We start from the raw sequence: 15,755 nt of genomic DNA on the forward strand, positions 1-15,755 counted from the left end.
CATCCAGTTCCACCGCGAGTAGCTATCGTCCTTGAGGCCATCCGCGCGCAGTGGCGCATCCCCCGGCGCTCGCCTATCTCGCAATTCGGCCGTCAAGGCATGCCCCTCCGCCATACGACGAGGTAAGCTGGTTCTGCCCGTCCCGAAGATGCGGCGGAGTTTGCGGGGGTAATCGTTAATCGACCCGTTTCAGAGCCAGGATCAAAGGGGGAGCCATGCCGGTTGGTCTCAAAAGGGGGGCGTGCGTTGATCCCCGTCGGTTGAGTTGGGATGGCAATGCCCCTCGCCCTTTGGCTTGGACGGCTTGGTATCCTGCCGATGAGAGTTCGATCGCTGACGTACCTCTGGAAAGGTCATGGTTTCGGAAAGAACCTATTGCCCTCAACGCGCCTCTGGCTCGTTCAAACCGCGCGCTTCCGTTGGTTGTCCTTTCGCATGGAACTGGAGCAACCGGGGATGCATTGGAGTGGCTGGGACATCGGCTGGCTCAGCGGGGCTTTGTTGCGTTAGCAGTTGACCATCACGGGCACACTGGCTCCGAACCCTATCGTGCAGAGGGTTTCCTTTGCATGTGGGAGCGGGCGAGTGACCTGTCGGCTATTCTCGATGAGCCTAGTTGGAGAAGTTCGTTAGGGGTGGGGACAGTCGAACGTGTCTTCGCTGCGGGCTTTTCGGCAGGTGCATATACAGCTCTCCTGCTAGCCGGAGCCCGCGTCGCATTCTCACAGTTCGAGCCGGGAAACCCAGAAAAGAGTCCCATCCGGGGGCCGCGAGAATTTCCAAACCTCGCCGACGAACTACCCAAACTCTACGAGAATCCAGTTTTCCGGAAGTCCTGGGATCGGCGGCGAAGCGACTTTTCCGATCCCAGAATCCGCGCTGTCTTCGCAATTGCTCCCGGCCGCTCCGTCTTGGGATTCTCCCAGGATAGTCTTCAGACAATCAATAGGCCGGTGCATCTGATAGGAGGTGACGGGGATACTGTCGCGCCGCCTGAACAGTGCTGTGCGTGGCTGTCACAGAACATTCCCCGTTGCAGTTCTGAAATTCTCGTCGGAAGTGTCGGCCACTACGCCTTCTTGCCCGAGGGATCGGTCATCGGACAAGAGGCCGCGCCCGAGCTGTTTAGGGATCGGGAAGGGCTAAATAGGGCTCTCGTCCATGATGAAGTCGCAGGGAAGGCCGCGGAGTTTTTCGCCAAAGCGTAGCTTCAGTCATGGCCCCTGCGATGGCAGGAACAGACAAAGCCGCTCGCCGCCATCCCAATTGCAGGCGCCGGCCCCTTTGTGCGGCAATCCGATCCATATCCGGACGAACGACGACGCTGCGAGGCACAGACCGACGCTGATCATCGGCAGGCCGGCGATCCCCCCGCCAAATGGGGCAGCACCACTTGGATCACGTCTATCAGAGGTCGCACCAGTTTGCCTGCACCAACACGCGCCCCTACTATCCCCGTGCACGGCCGTCTATGACGGGCGAGCTCTCGCACCCATAGCGTCGGACAGAGGAAGTCTCGATGGAGGAAGCGGATTGCATCGTGGTGGGCGCCGGCGTGGTCGGCCTAGCCATTGCTCGCGAACTTGCCCGCTCCGGTCGCGAGGTTCTGATTGTCGAAGCCGAAAGCGCCGTCGGAACCGGCGTCAGTTCCCGAAACAGCGAGGTTATCCACGCTGGCATCTACTACCCCACCGGTCTCGTGAAAACGCACCTGTGTACCGAAGGGCGGGTGCAGCTCTACGCCTTCTGTGCGGACTACCGGATACCGCATCGACGCTGCGGCAAGATCCTGGTGGCAACCACCGATCACGAGATTGCCAAGCTCGAGGCGATCAAGGCCCAAGGCAATGCCAACGGCGTCGACGATCTTCGCTGGCTGTCGGCCGCCGAAGCGTGTGCGCTCGAACCGGAGCTTACGTGCGTCCGGGCGCTGCTATCGCCTTCGACCGGGATCATCGACAGCCATGCCTTCATACTGGCCTTGCAGGGCGACGCCGAAAGCCACGGCGCAATGGTGGCATTTCAAACGCCGGTCGTCGGCGGCGGCATCGAGAATGGCCGGCTGGTGATCGAGACCGGCGGCGCCGACCCCATGCGCATCGCTGCGCGTACCGTCGTCAACGCGGCGGGTCTCGGGGCACAACACCTCGCCTTGGCCATCAAGGGGGTGCCGGCTGAGACGGTGCCACTACTCCATCTGGCCAAGGGCAATTACTTTGCGCTGGCGACGCGCGCTCCATTCTCCCATCTCATCTATCCGATGCCGGTCGCCGGCGGGCTTGGCGTTCATCTGACGCTGGATCTCGCCGGGCGCGCCCGGTTCGGCCCCGACGTCGAATGGATCGATGCAATCGATTACAGCGTCGATCCGGCCCGGTGCGCGTCATTCTACCCGGCCATTCGTGCCTACTGGCCGAACCTGCCGGACGGGGCTCTCGCACCAGACTATTGCGGCATCCGCCCCAAGATCGAGCGCCCCGGCGGATCGACAACCGACTTCATGATCGCAGGTCCCCAAACCCACGGGCTCCCCGGACTATTCAACTTGTTCGGCATCGAATCGCCCGGGCTGACGGCGTCACTGGCCATTGGTCGCCTGTTGGCCAGCCTCGCCAACTGAATTGCCGCGGAGCTGGCCCGTCAGTCCTTAAACCCATTCCGAATGGCGGCGAACACTGGGTACACAACGCCCCCAGCCGATTGTCAGCCAAGCGAAGGGTCGAAGAATGCTATGCGCACTGACAAGCTTGGGCGACACCACCTCGACGGTGGCCGTCACCATCTCGCCGTTGGAGTTCCTGACCGGCAAAAGCTGCCTTCCAAGCCAGCTATTTCAGCGGCAAGAACAGCTCCGCCGCCGTCCCCGCCCCTTCCCCCTCCAGGAAGAACCGCTGGCAGTAGATGGGGAAGTCGCGCATGTCTTCGCCGCTCTGCGGTAGCCAGTCGCGGTAGAGGTAAAGGGCGGCAGGTTCGAGGTTGTGGGTGTCGCCGGTGACGCGCAGCACGGCGCAGCGCCCGCCCGGAATCTCGCCCGGCTTGGCGTTCTCGGGTCCAGCCTCGATCGGCTGATCGGCATCGACGCCGACGCAGAGATCCATGCTGTAGTCGGCGGGGTTGGCAGGGCGTCGCTCGGAATACCAGACGTTGAAGGTGGGATTGGTGAAAGGCGAAAATCCCCTGGCCTTGCGCCAGGCGATGAAGCGCTGGATGGTGGCATCGAGCGTTTCGGGATCGCCCCGATGCTCGAAGATGGCGACGCGGGTCGGGGCGACTTCGCGGATGGTGACGTCGGCGGGACTGAAGATCGTCTGCATGAGCTTGCTCCTGGCGTTTTCGAGTGGCCCGAAGGCGGCAAGCCACGGCTCCCAGTCGGGAGACTTGCGGAAGGACGACGGCGATTGCCCAATCCGTTGCCGGAAGGCGCGGGCGAAGGCATCCGGCGCGTCGTAGCCGGCATCCAGCGCAATATCCGTGACGCTCTTGGTTTCCCAATAGGCCAGCTGATGGGACGCGCGCTTCATGCGCGCCAGCTGGACATAGCGATGGACGGACAATCCGAAGATCGCCGCGAACTGCCGGTGGAAGTGGAACTTCGAAAAGGCCGCGACGCCGCTCAGCACCTCAAGGTCCAGATTGCCGTCGAGATGCCGTTCGATATAGTCCAGCACTCGCCGCATCCGGGCATGGTAGTTCTCGGCGGCATCCCTCATCGTTTCGTCGTCTCTCCTTGCGTGGCGGATTTGAGCTAACCCCATCCCGCCCCGCCCTGCTCCACCGATCTTGCGGTTTGGCACGGGGCCGAAAGGCGGACCGCAGGCGTCCAGGATACGTCGGGCACCCCGCCAGGGTCCATTCACCAGGCAATCAGCGGCGACTGACCTAGCCACTCATCGCTCCCCACCTGGTCGAGCACGAAGCGCGCCACGTCGGCGCGGGCGATGCTGCCGCCGTGGAAATGCAGGAGATCGGTGAGGGCGCGGTTCGTCCCGCGGCCGGGCTTGTCGCTGAGGATCGCCGGGCGAACCAGCACCCAGTCGAGGCCGCTCTGCCGCACGATCGCCTCCTGCCGGTTCTTGTCGGCATAGACCTTCCTGAGCAGCAGCGGGAAGATCAGCTTGTCGAACAGGAGGCCGCCGTGTCCCACGCTGTCGCCGGCGCCGAGGCCGGTGATGGCGACGAGGCGGTCGACACCCTCGGCTTGCATGGCCTTCACCAGCGTCTGGGTGGCGGTGGAAAGCAGCATCACCTCACGGAAGGGGCTCGCCGGCGTGCCGAGGGCGCTGACCACGGCATCGCGCCCCTTCACGGCCCGGCGCAACACCGCCTCGTCGCGGGCGTCACCGACGATCAGCGTCACGCCCTTGAAGTCTTTAGCCTTCTCGGCGGAGCGCACGAGCACGGCGACGTCGTAGCCGCGCGCCACCGCTTGGGCGACAATCAGGCGGCCGGTGCCGCCGGTGGCGCCGAGGACGAGAATCTTCGGCTGGGTGGAATAGATCATGATGACGGTCCTTCGGATGAGGGTTTGGTTCGGCCAGTCGCCCCGTCAGGAGGCGATGGCCTTGGCGAAATCGCGATAGGTGTGGAGCGGCCGGCCGAGTAGCTCGACGAGGCGGGCCATGTCGCCAGCCTCGGGAACCATGCCGTCGCTGACGTAGCGCTCGGCCATCAGGCGCATCTCGTAGGCCATCCACTTGGGCATCAGCGCCTGCAGGTTCTGCTCGAAGCCACTGGGGTCGTCGCCGCCGTAGACGATGGGGCGACCCAGCACGTCCGACCAGATGGCGGCGAGATCGGTGCCGGTCAGCGTGTCGGGGCCGACCAGATTGAGGATCTCACTCGGCAGCTTCTCGGCTGCGCGGTCGCGGCGGATCAGCTCGATGGCGGCGACTTCGGCGATGTCGCGGGCGTCGATCATGGCGACGCCCTTGCTGCCGATTGGCATGGGATAGACGCCGTAGTTGATGATGACGTCCTTGATCATCAGCTCGTTGTCGATGAAGTAGGCCGGGCGCAGGATGGTGGCGCTGAAGCCCATTTGCTCGATCATCCGTTCGACGCCGGATTTTACGGCGAAATGCGGCACGTTGACGAACTGGTCGGCGTGGATCACCGAGAGGTAGACGACGCGCTCGACGCCGGATTCCCGGGCAATGTTGAGGGCGATCAGTGCCTGGGTGAATTCGTCGCCGGCCACCGCATTGAGCAGGAACAGCGTGCGGACGCCGGCGAACGCCTGGCGCAGCGCATCGATGTTGAGCAACTCGCCCTGGGCGATCTCTACATTGGCCGGGAAGTCGGCCTTGGCGACATCGCGAACGAGGACGCGCACCTCGGTGCCGCGGCTCACGAGTTGATCGACGACGTGGCGGCCGACGCGACCGGTGGCACCGGTAACGAGAATGGTCATTTGGGTCACTCCAGGTTGGTGTCAGAAGACACCCCGAAAATGAGTGATCCACATTCGATCCGATAGACGTTATATCTGGACGCACCGTCTCACAGGTGGAACAGATGGACCTGCTCGCCCTCGCCGATTTCGCCCTGGTTGCCAAGCATGGCGGCTTTGGCCGCGCCGCCCGCGCCGCCAACCGGCCCAAGGCGACGCTGTCGCGCCGGGTGGCCGACCTCGAGGCCGATCTCAACCTGCGCCTTTTCGAACGCGGGGCACGTGACCTGAAGCTCACCGAGGAAGGGCGCGCCCTCTTCGAGCGGGCCGGGCAGTTGCTTACCGAGCTTGAGGAGACGGCGAGCGCCATTGCCTCGGGTGGCGAGCGCCCGCGCGGCCGATTGAGGGTCAGCGCACCGCTGCTGTTTTCCCAGACCGCCATGGGCAAGATCGCCGCCGGCTTTGCTCTGAAATACTCCGAAGTGCGGCTGGAGGTGACGACGGAGGATCGCCCGGTCGACATGATCGAGGAGGGGTTCGATCTGGTGATCCGCGTCAACCCCGAGCCGGACGACAGCCTCGTCGGCCGCGTCTTCCTGCATGACCGACTGGTGGTGGTGGCAAGCCCCATCCTCCCCCGCCCCACGGACGACAGCAAGGTGCCCGCCGTGATCCGCTCGGCCGGCGACCGCCGCACCTGGGAGGTGAGGACGCCGACCGGCCGTGCCGCCATCGCCATCGAGCCGGTGCTCGGCCTCGCCTCGCTCTTGATGGTGCGGGACGCCGTGTGCGCCGGCGTCGGCGCCGGGCGGCTGCCGCTGTCGCTGGTCAGCCACGATCTCGCCGCGGGCACGCTGGTTTCCTGGGGCGATGCCGACGCGCCGGACATCGCGCTCTGGGCGCTCTACCCGTCGCGGCGGCTGCTCAGCGCCCGCGTCTCGGCCTTCCTCGACTATCTGAAACAAGCCTTTCCCATGGGTACGCCCGACGAGCTCGCCACCTATATCGGCCGGTGACCCGGCGTCAGTCGTCCCGGTTTCTGAGGGACAGGCCAAAGCCCATCAGGGCGACGCCGCGCAGCGTCAGGTCGGCCCTGAGCACCAGATCGGCGGCCATCGGCAGCTCGAGCCCGATGTCGTTGGTGGACAGCAGCACCACCAGGAACCAGGCCAGCAGGAACAGGCCGGCAAGGCCGCTTGACCCCATCCAGGTGAAGGCGTTGGCGATCCTGTACGTCAGGCCGATCCAGATCCGGGCCAGCGACGACAGGGCAAAGCACAGCCCGAACGCGGCCAGAGACAGGCCGCCCGAGAGACCGGAATCGAAGATAAGGACACCGCCGATCAGGATGTCGCAAAGGCCCATGCACAGCCAGTCGGCGTAGATGGCGGGGCCGGCCATGCGAAGGATCAGCAGCGACTGCAGGAAGCCGCCGAAGATCGAGGCCATGCCGGGGAAGTAGCGGCCGTTGACCCGATAGGCGATCAGCGACACGATGGGAACGCCTGCCAGGCCCGCCAGCATGGTCCCGAGCGCCAGCATCCGACGCCAGCAGCCATTGCCGCGAAACCGGTCCTCGGTACGGTCGCGCGCCGCCAGGATGGCATCGATCAACGTCGCCACCGGCCGCAGGAGATGGGCGTAGCGGCGCCCCGAAGGTGGCCCGAAGAAGGGAGGCTCGTCGAAGGGCACGGCAGGGTCTCACCGCCGATGGGGTTGCCGGCGGCTCCCCGATCGCCGGGGAACCGCCTGTCGATCAGCCCGGCCTGGCCTGATCGATGGGAGTTGCAGGCTTGGGATGGATGCGGTGCCAGGCGACGTAGAGCGCCGGCAGGAATAACAGCGTCAGCACGGTTGCCACCGCGAGGCCGCCGACGATGGCGAAGGCCATCGGCCCCCAGAAGATGGTCGGCGCGATGGGGATCATGCCGAGCGTCGCCGCCGACGCCGTCAGCAGGATCGGCCGGAAACGGATGGCCGCCGCCTCGACGACCGCGTTCCACGGATCGAGCCCCGCCCGCTTTTCCTGCTCGATCTGATCGATCAGGATCACCGAATTGCGGGCGATCATGCCGATGAGGGCCAGCACGCCCAGGAGGGCGACGAAACCCAGCGGCTTCTGCGCCATGAACAGCGCCAGCACCACGCCGATCACCCCAAGCGGCGCCACGCTCAACACCATGAACACGCCGTTGAACGAGCGGATCTGCACCATGAGTATGGTCACCATCAGAAGCAGCATCACCGGCACCACCGCCATCACCGAGGCCTGCGACTTGTTGCTCTCCTCGACGGCGCCGCCAAGGTCGATGCGATAGCCGGCCGGCAGGCTGGCGGCGAGGTCGTGGATCGGCCCCTTCAGCGCCTCGACGATGGAGGCCGGCATGGTGCCGGGCGCGGCGTCGGCGGCGATCGTCAGGGTCGGCCGGCGATCGCGCCGCCACATCAGCGGGCTTTCGAGGCCATAGTCCACCTGGGCGACCTGGCTGAGCGGCACCGACTTGCCGCCCGTCACCGGCAGCTGCAGGGTGCGGATGGTCGACAGCGACATGCGCTCGTCGGCCTTCGCCCGGATGACGACATCGACGAGATAGATGTCGTCGCGCACCTGGGTGACGGTACCGCCGGAGACGATGGCATTGATCGCCTGCGACACCTGCAGCGAGCTGAGGCCGAGGAGGCGCGCCTGATCCTGATCGACATGGATCTGGATCGTCCGCGTCGGCTCCATCCAGTTGTAGTTGATCTTCTGCACGCGTCCGTCGCGGTTGAGGGTCTCGGCGACCTCGAAGGCGATCTCCCGCACCTTGTTTTCCGACGGCCCGCTGACACGATACTGGATTGGCCAGCCGACCGGCGGCCCCAGTTCCAGGGGATAGACGCGGCCGATGACGTTGGGGAAATCCTCCGTCAGGGCTTGTTCAAGCATGGCCTTGACGCGGTCGCGCTCGGCGAGCCCCTTGGTCACCACCACCGCCTGGGCGAAGAAATCGTTGGGCAGCTGCAGGTCCATCGGCAGGTAGAAGCGCACGGCGCCCCGGCCGACATAGGTGCTCCAGTGGTCGACGTCGCCATCGTCCGACAACAGCTTGTCGATCTTGGCGGAGATGTCGCGCGACGCCTCGATCGAGGCATTCTGCGGCAGCTTCAGGTCGACCAAGAGCTCCGGCCGATCGGACGGCGGGAAAAACTGCTGGGGCACGAAGCGCATGCCGTAGACGGCGACGGCGAACAGCACCAGCGTCAGGACGATGGTCGCCCAGCGCCAGACCATCACCTTGGCGACGACGGCACGGAACACCTTGAGGATCGGCCCGTTGCCGACCTCGTGGTGGCTCTCCTTGGGTTTCTTCAGGATCCACACGCCGAGCAGCGGCGAGAACAGCGCCGCCACGAACCACGAGGAGATCAGCGCGATGCCGACCACGGCGAAGATCGAGAAGGTGTATTCGCCGGCCATCGACTTGGCAAAGCCGATCGGCACGAAGCCGGCAATGGTCACAAGCGTGCCGGCAAGGCGCGGATAGGCGGTCGACTGATAGGCAAAGGACGCCGCCGCCTCCTTGCTCTCGCCGCGTTCGAGGCGGGTGATCATGCTCTCGATGGTGATCATGGCGTCGTCGACCAGCAAGCCGAGGGCGATGATCAGCGCGCCGAGCGAAATGCGCTGCAGGTCGATGCCGAAAATCTGCATCGCCACGAAGACGATGGCCAGCACCAGGGGGATCGACAGCGCGACGATCGAGCCGGCCCGGAAGCCGAGGCTCAGGATGCTGACGACCAGCACGATGGCGATGGCTTCCCATAGCGCCTCGGTGAAGTCGCCCACCGCGTGTTCGACGGTGGCGGCCTGGTCGGCCACCTCGTGCGTCTCGACGCCCATCGGCAGATCGGCCATGATGCCGGCCATCGCGGCGCGGATGTTCTTGCCGAGCACCAGCACGTCGCCACCGTCGCGCATGGAGACGGCAAGGCCGATCGCCTCCTTGCCGTTGACGCGGAAGAGAGGCTGCGGCGGGTCGGACGGTCCGCGCGTCACCTTGGCGATGTCGCCGAGGCGGATCAGCCGGCCGTTGGCGGCGAAGTTGACGGCGAGGATGTCCTTCTCCGACTTGAAGCCGCCGGAGGTGCGCACCAGGATCTTCTCGTCGGAGGTCTCCACCACGCCGGCCGGGGCGATGGCATTCTGCGCCTGCAGGGCGGCGATCAGTGCGTTCTTGTCGAGGCCGAGCCCGGCGATCTGGTCGGTGGAGAACTCGACGTAGATCCGCTCGTCCTGCACGCCGAGCATGTCGATCTTCGACACGTCGGGGATCTGAAGCAGCTGCGAACGAATATCCTCGACATAGTCGCGCAGTTCGCGGCTCGAAAAGCCGTCGGAGGTGAAACCGTAGACGATGCCGTAGGTGTCGCCGAACTCGTCGTTGAACCAGGGACCATAGGTGCCCTGCGGCAGCGTATCCTTGATGTCGCCGACCTTCTTGCGGACCTGATACCAGATCTCCGGCACGTCGGCCTTGGGCGTCTTGCCTTCCAGCGTCACGAAGATCGTGGTGACGCCGGCCTCGGTGTAGCTCTTGATATAGTCGAGATGCGGCGTTTCCTGCAGCTTGCGCTCGATGCGCTCGGTGACCTGCTTCAGCGTCTCCTCGATGGTGGCGCCGGGCCACTGGGCCTGCACCACCATGGTCTTGATGGTGAAGGCGGGGTCCTCGCCGCGCCCGAGGCCGGTGTAGCACCAGGCGCCGGCCAGCGAGATCACCAGCATGAAATAGAGGATCAGCGACCGGTTGCCGATCGCCCAGGTGGAGAGGTTGAAGCCCTTCTTCATGACGCGCTGCCCAGAAGGCGGACTGTCTGACCCGGGTGCAGCGACTGGACGCCGGCCGTGACGATGGTCTCGCCCGGCCACAGCCCGTTGGAAAGAATGACGCTCGACGGCTCGTAGCGCGCGACCTCGACGCTGCGCAGCGCCACGGTCAGCGCCTTGGTGTCCACCACCCAGACGGCGTTCGACGCGCCGCTGCCGTAGACGATGGCCGACGACGGCACCTCCATGCCCGCGGGTGCATCGAGCAGCGTGGTGCCCGACACCGTCGATCCCAGCTGCATGGCCTCCGGCGGCGTATCGAGCGCCACCTTCACCGTGTAGGTGCGGGTGACGGGGTCGGCCTGCGGCGCGATCTCGCGGATATAGCCGCTGGCGCCGATCTTGGTGTCCTCGGTCAGCGCGACGGTGAAGGCGGGCTTCTCCGGCAGGGCGCGGATGATCTGGCCGGACACGGCGAACACCGCGTCGCGGCCGCCATCGCTGGCGATCTGCGCCACCGACTGGCCGGCCGCCACCACCTCGCCGGCCTCGGCGCCGGTGGCGATGACCGTGCCGGCGGCGTCGGCGGTCAGGATGGTGTAGCTCAGTTGCTCCTCGGCGCTCTTCATCTGCGCTTCGGCGGAGGCGACCTGCGCCTCGGCCGACTCCAGCGCCTGCTGGGCCTGATCGAACTGGGCGTTGCTGGCAAAGCCCTTGCTGAGCAGGCCGTTCTGGCGGGCATAGGTGTTGCGCGCCTCGACGAGCTGCGCCCGGGCGGCCGACAGCAGCGCCTCGGTCTGCAGCACGGTGTTCTTCTGGATCTGGTCGTCGAGATGGGCGATCACCTGCCCCGGCATCACCTGGTCGCCGATGCGCACCGTGCGGTCGATCATGTGCCCGCTCAGGCGGAAGGCGAGGTTGATTTCGGTGCGCGCCCGCACCTGCCCGGTCAGGATCACCGGTTCGCCGGCGGGACGCTGGCCCACCACCACGGTCCGCACCGGGCGGGCCTCGGCGGCCGGCAGCTTGGGCTCATCGCATCCACTCAACAGGCAGGCAGCCATTGCCACCGCAAGGCTTGCCGCCGAACACCAACCACGCATCGTCTTACCTCTCAGGCAGGGGCACAGCCCCGAGAAGACCGCACAAAGCTCCGCCCACCGGGGAAAGGCCGATCCCACCCCGGGAAAAGAGCTGAATTGCAAAGTGAAAGGCTCCTAAATGCCGTGCAAAAAGAGCTCCGTTACCGACATCGACAGGTAGAGATAGGCGTCTTCCTTCGGAATCTCCGGCGCCAGCTTCGCCAGGATGTCCGGGAAACCATGCGGCTGACTGAGCGCATTGGTCAGGATGATGAAGAACAGCGCCGGATGGCGGCTGCGAATGAGGCCCGTTGCCATCGCCTCGTCAAAGGTTGCCTTTCCCGAGGCATAGGCAGGCGCCAGCAGCTTCTCGGCGATGAAGTCCGCCCGCTCGCCGCCGTCGGCCACCGAGCGGAAGGCGAAGTCGCGGATTTCCGGGTTGTCCTTGTAGAATGCAACCGTCTTCTGGATGATGATCGCCAGCCGTTCCTCGACCTTGAGCTGGGTGTCGCCGGAGATTTGCGTCACCACCTCCATCATCGGCTCGGCCCGCGACAGAACCCGTTCGGCGGCGGCGGCCCAGAGCTCGGCCTTGCCGCCGAAATGCACCCGGATGAGGTTGGCGCCGACACCGGCAGCCGTTGCCACGCTGCGGATATCGGTTCCCTCATAGCCCTGCGCCGCGAACAATCGCACCGCCGCCGCGAGCAGCGCCTCGCGTCCGCTCGGCATGTCCTTGGTCCGCCGCCCGCGCGGCACGGTCGCCTTGTCCATCGCCCGACCTCATAATATGTTCAACCGTACATATAATGGAAAGGGCCGGTTTGCAAGGGACTGGCGCGCGCGACGCCCGGCCCATAACGAAAGGCGGGGATGCGAGGTTGCCTCAACGACAAAGGGGTTCCCGACCACTGGCGCGCGGTGTAGCCGTCAACGCGGTCGAGCTGACGATGACAGCGGAGGCTATCCCGTGCCTTGCCTCAATTTGCGATCCACTGATTGATCATCCGCCTGACCCGCCAGTGTCCGCCCTTCTTTTCCAGGAAGATCTTCGTGCCGGACGCGACGAAGTCGCCGGGGCCGTCCGGCGTCCATTGATCGTTGCCGCCTTCCCGCTCGACCGTGGCGCGCGATAGGTCCCTGTTGAAGATCGGGTAGGTGAAGGTGGTGTCCGCCGTGTTGAGATAGGGTTTGGCCGCCCCGGCCAGCTTCTTGGCCATGGCGCGCGCCGTCTTGTTCCGCTCGGCGAGATCACAGAACTTCTCGGGATGCGCGTTGCGCGGATCGAGAGCCTCCCGCACGGTCAGCAACGGCTGAGGCGGCTTTTCGTCATCACCCACCCTGCCCCACGCCTCCCCGAAGACGCAGGGAAGATCATAGTTCCATCCGTCCCCCGGCTGGATCTTGGCGAGCAGCACCTGGAATATGGCCCGCACCTCGGCTCTCTCGCGCGCCTCATGCGCGGGGCTCGCCGCCTGTGAGGACTGTGCCCAGATGCTCCACAAGGCCGCCATCAGGACGGCCGCACCGCCGCAAGCTCCCTTCATGATCCCCCCGACCAACACAACCCAAGGCACCGACACTTAGCATCTTCGGTGGTGGCAACCCACTACAGCCCATCCGGCCATTTCTGAGCGGTATGCATCACGGTCAGGATCTCGATGGCGGAAGGCGTCACGCGATAGGGCACGATATAGGGGATGTCCGCAAACATCAGTTCACGTGTCCCTTCGATGCGCCCCACCCTGCCGATGGCAGGCTGCTCGGCCAACAGGTCCACACCGGCGATGATCCGCGCCACGACGCGGGCAGCGGCTTTGGGGTCTTCCCGTGCGATATAGGCGCCCGCCTGATCAAGTCGCCGAATGGCCCGCTTGGTCCATCGGAGGTCGCGCTTCATGCGCCCTGCCCCGGCGTCACATACTTGGCGACAACGCGCGCCAGATCCTCGGCCGAGCCGAACTCGTCGCTGTCGGCTTCCGAGAGACCTGCTTCGATTTCGGCTATCTGCCATTCCTCGCGGACCAGATAGTCGGCGATGGCCTGAGCGGCCAGATAGGAGCGCGGACGATCGAGCTTGCTCGCCAGCCTGTCGAGCTTTTCGGCCTTGTCGTCGTCAAGGCGCACTGTGAACGCGACCATGAAGGCACTCCTGCTGGTTCAGTGTGGATCTTCGGCACTATCGATGAACCCAAGAGGTTTCTCAAGAACCATGGCGCCCTTCGCATTGAAACGCCCTCACCTACGCGAAAGTCCATATCCGTTCTTTCGTTTCCGGTTGTATCCTTGCCAGCGCGGCGCAAGCCTTCGGCAATATTTCAAGCCGGATCGCCGCCCACTCGGAGCCCAATTCGGAGCCAATCATGTCACACTGGAAAGCGGGCGTCCTGCTGACGCTCGGACTTCTCGGCTTTATTCCGGCCGCCCTTGCCGATGCGACGCTGCCAACCAAGGACATCAAGGGGGCCGCCGACAACCCGCTGGTACCGCGCTACGAGGGGTCGTTCATCGTCAGCTACGCCCAGCAGAAGTTCACTGATTTCAATCTGCCGCTGTCGCCGCTCGAGGCCAACGGCAAGCTCGACGCCATGAACAACAATGTCTTCGCACCCAAGCAATCCAAGGATCTCGAGGGACAGCTGACGCGGCTCGTCTATGTCGAGCCTGAGGATCGCTCGCCGCTCGAGGTGCTGCGCAACTATCAGGACGCGCTGAAGAATGCCGGCGGCGAGGTGCTCTGGGAGTGCAAGGACGAGGACTGCGGCGGCTCGTCGGTGCGCTCGAGCTCCGGTGGCGGTGGCGACACCAGCCTCACCATGCATTTCTTCAAGGAGAAGGACCTGAAGGACGAGGCCTTCTCCAACGGCGCCTGCGCCGTCACCGCGAGGATCACCGACCAGCGCTATTTCTCCGGCCGGTTGCCGGGCGACGGCGGCGACACATTCCTCGCCGTGCAGACCTACACCATCTCCAGTGGCGGCTCCTATTGCGACGCCCTCACCAACCGCACCATCGCCATCGTCCACATCCTGGAGCCGAAGGCGCGCGAGCAGAAGATGGTGGTGGTGAAAGCCGAGGAGATGGCCAAGGACATCAACGCCGCCGGCCACGTGGCGCTCTACGGCATCCTGTTCGACACCGACAAGGCAACGCTGAAGCCGGACTCCGAACCGACACTGACCGAGATCGCCAAGCTGCTCGCGGACAATCCCGACCTCAAGGTGGTCATCGTCGGTCACACCGACAATGTCGGCGCCTTCGACTACAACATCGACCTCTCCAAGAAGCGGGCGGCCGCCGTGGTCGGCGCGCTGACCAAGCGCTTCCAGGTTCCGGCCGACCGGATGAAGAGCGCCGGCGTCGGCATGGTGGCGCCGGTTGCCACCAACACCACCGACGACGGCCGCGCCAAGAATCGCCGTGTCGAGGTGGTGAGACTCAACTAAGCCGAATGGAAGATGCGTGAGGGGCGCTTATGGCGCCCCTCCCCGTTATGCCGCGAATCCCTCCCGACCCCGGTTGATCAGGTCGCGGAACGGCCGGGAGGCCTCGGCGAGCCTGTCGTCCCAGTCGGGGTTGGGCCGCTGCCCCTCGATCTCGGCAAAATAGACCTGCATCAGCGCGGCGATGCAGAAGGGATCGATCAGCGCCCGCTGCAGGGCCACCGCCAGGAGCAGCGCGAAGGCCAGCGTCCAGCCGGCCGTCTCGCCCGGCACTAGGTAGACGAAGGCCGCTGCCGGCGAGATCAGCAGTGCGAACAGCACCACCGTCAGCGCCCAGCGAAACAGCATCAGCCAGACGGAGTTACGCAGGATGGCCGGCGCGTTCTGGGCATAGAGCACGATGCTTTCGCGCGCCGTCGTCCAGGGATCCGTCGAAGCGATGCGGATCTGCCGGGTCAGCACCAGTTCGTCGATGAAGTTGGTGGAGAGACGCACCACTGTATCCACCAGCCGCACGAAGCCGGAAAGGCCCGGCATCCCCATGAGATCGGTCAGCCAGTCGATGAGCCTCGTCACCGCGCGCACCGCGCCCTTGACCAGTTGGTCGAGCACGAATAACAGGCTCACCTCGCCAAAGCGTTCCCGCACGATGGCGAGCGCCGCCGCCACCTGCCCCTTGCCGGGCGGCAGCGGCGTGCCGTCGAAGGCCTGCGTCAGCGCCGCCACGTGACCGGCGGTGAGGAGATAGAGGAGATAGTCGCGAATCCACCAGAGGATGATGCCGAGCACGACAAAGCCGAGAAGGCCGCCATAGATCGTTCCAGCCTCGACAGGCACCGAGCTCACGATATGGCCAAGTCCCCAGCCGAGGAAGGCCCCGATGGAAACAGTGAGCATGGCGCCCACGGCGATCGCCAGATTGACGGCGAGCCGCAGCACCAGGAAGGGCCAGGTCCGGCCAACAAGGCCAAGCGACCGCCACACCGAAAACGACCAGAGCATCCGTCCCCTCCGTCCATGCTTACGCAAGC

At 65.2% G+C, this 15,755-nt stretch carries 15 protein-coding genes; 4 read left to right on the forward strand and 11 right to left on the reverse strand.

All coding sequences use genetic code 11. The annotated features are described in order from the left end of the window. Positions 1–215 precede the first annotated feature (215 nt). Positions 216–1,208, forward strand: coding sequence for an alpha/beta hydrolase family protein (locus G522_RS0114805; protein WP_026791715.1), 993 nt, complete (start codon positions 216–218; stop codon positions 1,206–1,208). A gap of 311 nt (positions 1,209–1,519) precedes the next feature. After that, entirely contained in the window at positions 1,520–2,620 is a 1,101-nt protein-coding gene (locus G522_RS0114810) for an NAD(P)/FAD-dependent oxidoreductase (RefSeq protein ID WP_026791716.1), read from the forward strand. Positions 2,621–2,828: 208 nt separating this feature from the next. Here G522_RS0114810 and G522_RS0114815 read toward each other — a convergent pair whose 3' ends face one another. The 3 genes from G522_RS0114815 to G522_RS0114825 all read right to left on the reverse strand — a co-directional run bounded on the left by G522_RS0114815 (position 2,829) and on the right by G522_RS0114825 (position 5,410). Further along, on the reverse strand, positions 2,829–3,710 hold the full coding sequence (locus G522_RS0114815) for an AraC family transcriptional regulator (protein ID WP_026791717.1): 882 nt from the start codon (positions 3,708–3,710) through the stop codon (positions 2,829–2,831). Between the two features lie 143 nt (positions 3,711–3,853). Next, entirely contained in the window at positions 3,854–4,501 is a 648-nt protein-coding gene (locus tag G522_RS0114820; protein ID WP_036839422.1) for an NAD(P)-dependent oxidoreductase, read from the reverse strand. Positions 4,502–4,546: 45 nt separating this feature from the next. Further along, complete coding sequence (locus G522_RS0114825; protein ID WP_026791719.1) at positions 4,547–5,410, reverse strand: SDR family oxidoreductase; 864 nt, start codon at positions 5,408–5,410, stop codon at positions 4,547–4,549. A gap of 104 nt (positions 5,411–5,514) precedes the next feature. Here G522_RS0114825 and G522_RS0114830 point away from each other — a divergent pair, with 104 nt between their 5' ends. After that, positions 5,515–6,405, forward strand: coding sequence for a LysR family transcriptional regulator (locus G522_RS0114830; protein ID WP_026791720.1), 891 nt, complete (start codon positions 5,515–5,517; stop codon positions 6,403–6,405). A gap of 7 nt (positions 6,406–6,412) precedes the next feature. On the opposite strand, the gene G522_RS0114835 is transcribed toward G522_RS0114830, so the two are convergent. From G522_RS0114835 to G522_RS0114865, 7 genes are all read right to left on the reverse strand, one after another. Continuing rightward, positions 6,413–7,081 carry a hypothetical protein gene (locus G522_RS0114835; protein WP_026791721.1) on the reverse strand — a complete coding sequence of 223 codons (669 nt, stop codon included), beginning with the start codon at positions 7,079–7,081 and terminating at the stop codon, positions 6,413–6,415. Between the two features lie 64 nt (positions 7,082–7,145). Then, a complete protein-coding gene (locus tag G522_RS0114840; RefSeq protein ID WP_026791722.1) occupies positions 7,146–10,220 on the reverse strand; it encodes an efflux RND transporter permease subunit in 3,075 nt (1,024 codons plus the stop codon). Beyond that, the gene (locus tag G522_RS0114845) at positions 10,217–11,302 is read right to left on the reverse strand and encodes an efflux RND transporter periplasmic adaptor subunit (RefSeq protein ID WP_026791723.1); all 1,086 of its coding nucleotides are present in this window, start codon (positions 11,300–11,302) and stop codon (positions 10,217–10,219) included. Before G522_RS0114845 ends, G522_RS0114840 begins: the two co-directional genes overlap by 4 nt. 114 nt (positions 11,303–11,416) lie before the next feature. Continuing rightward, positions 11,417–12,055: a TetR/AcrR family transcriptional regulator gene (locus tag G522_RS0114850; RefSeq protein WP_026791724.1), complete on the reverse strand. Its 639-nt coding sequence runs from the start codon at positions 12,053–12,055 to the stop codon at positions 11,417–11,419. A 206-nt stretch (positions 12,056–12,261) separates the two neighbouring features. Continuing rightward, positions 12,262–12,828: a hypothetical protein gene (locus G522_RS0114855; RefSeq protein ID WP_036839426.1), complete on the reverse strand. Its 567-nt coding sequence runs from the start codon at positions 12,826–12,828 to the stop codon at positions 12,262–12,264. 62 nt (positions 12,829–12,890) lie between these two features. Continuing rightward, complete coding sequence (locus tag G522_RS0114860) at positions 12,891–13,181, reverse strand: type II toxin-antitoxin system RelE/ParE family toxin (protein ID WP_026791726.1); 291 nt, start codon at positions 13,179–13,181, stop codon at positions 12,891–12,893. Next, positions 13,178–13,423, reverse strand: coding sequence for a CopG family ribbon-helix-helix protein (locus G522_RS0114865; RefSeq protein WP_026791727.1), 246 nt, complete (start codon positions 13,421–13,423; stop codon positions 13,178–13,180). The genes G522_RS0114860 and G522_RS0114865 overlap by 4 nt, the downstream gene beginning before the upstream one ends. 221 nt (positions 13,424–13,644) lie before the next feature. Between G522_RS0114865 and G522_RS0114870 the strand changes: the two genes are divergently transcribed. Next, positions 13,645–14,727, forward strand: a complete 1,083-nt coding sequence (locus tag G522_RS0114870; protein ID WP_026791728.1) for an OmpA family protein — start codon at positions 13,645–13,647, stop codon at positions 14,725–14,727. 45 nt (positions 14,728–14,772) lie between these two features. Here the strand turns inward: G522_RS0114870 and G522_RS0114875 are convergent, their stop codons facing one another. After that, positions 14,773–15,726 carry a hypothetical protein gene (locus G522_RS0114875; RefSeq protein ID WP_036839427.1) on the reverse strand — a complete coding sequence of 318 codons (954 nt, stop codon included), beginning with the start codon at positions 15,724–15,726 and terminating at the stop codon, positions 14,773–14,775. Positions 15,727–15,755 lie beyond the last annotated feature (29 nt).

It is taken from the genome of Pleomorphomonas oryzae DSM 16300 (assembly GCF_000422965.1).
GTDB lineage: Bacteria > Pseudomonadota > Alphaproteobacteria > Rhizobiales > Pleomorphomonadaceae > Pleomorphomonas > Pleomorphomonas oryzae.

What these genes read in the sequence shown, in the direction of transcription:
- G522_RS0114805 (WP_026791715.1), top strand. Translation starts at nt 216, where the DNA reads ATGCCGGTTGGTCTCAAAAGGGGGGCGTGCGTTGATCCCCGTCGGTTG.
- G522_RS0114810 (WP_026791716.1), top strand. Translation starts at nt 1,520, where the DNA reads ATGGAGGAAGCGGATTGCATCGTGGTGGGCGCCGGCGTGGTCGGCCTA.
- G522_RS0114815 (WP_026791717.1), bottom strand. Translation starts at nt 3,710, where the DNA reads ATGAGGGATGCCGCCGAGAACTACCATGCCCGGATGCGGCGAGTGCTG.
- G522_RS0114820 (WP_036839422.1), bottom strand. Translation starts at nt 4,501, where the DNA reads ATGATCTATTCCACCCAGCCGAAGATTCTCGTCCTCGGCGCCACCGGC.
- G522_RS0114825 (WP_026791719.1), bottom strand. Translation starts at nt 5,410, where the DNA reads ATGACCATTCTCGTTACCGGTGCCACCGGTCGCGTCGGCCGCCACGTC.
- G522_RS0114830 (WP_026791720.1), top strand. Translation starts at nt 5,515, where the DNA reads ATGGACCTGCTCGCCCTCGCCGATTTCGCCCTGGTTGCCAAGCATGGC.
- G522_RS0114840 (WP_026791722.1), bottom strand. Translation starts at nt 10,220, where the DNA reads ATGAAGAAGGGCTTCAACCTCTCCACCTGGGCGATCGGCAACCGGTCG.
- G522_RS0114845 (WP_026791723.1), bottom strand. Translation starts at nt 11,302, where the DNA reads ATGCGTGGTTGGTGTTCGGCGGCAAGCCTTGCGGTGGCAATGGCTGCC.
- G522_RS0114850 (WP_026791724.1), bottom strand. Translation starts at nt 12,055, where the DNA reads ATGGACAAGGCGACCGTGCCGCGCGGGCGGCGGACCAAGGACATGCCG.
- G522_RS0114855 (WP_036839426.1), bottom strand. Translation starts at nt 12,828, where the DNA reads ATGAAGGGAGCTTGCGGCGGTGCGGCCGTCCTGATGGCGGCCTTGTGG.
- G522_RS0114860 (WP_026791726.1), bottom strand. Translation starts at nt 13,181, where the DNA reads ATGAAGCGCGACCTCCGATGGACCAAGCGGGCCATTCGGCGACTTGAT.
- G522_RS0114865 (WP_026791727.1), bottom strand. Translation starts at nt 13,423, where the DNA reads ATGGTCGCGTTCACAGTGCGCCTTGACGACGACAAGGCCGAAAAGCTC.
- G522_RS0114870 (WP_026791728.1), top strand. Translation starts at nt 13,645, where the DNA reads ATGTCACACTGGAAAGCGGGCGTCCTGCTGACGCTCGGACTTCTCGGC.
- G522_RS0114875 (WP_036839427.1), bottom strand. Translation starts at nt 15,726, where the DNA reads ATGCTCTGGTCGTTTTCGGTGTGGCGGTCGCTTGGCCTTGTTGGCCGG.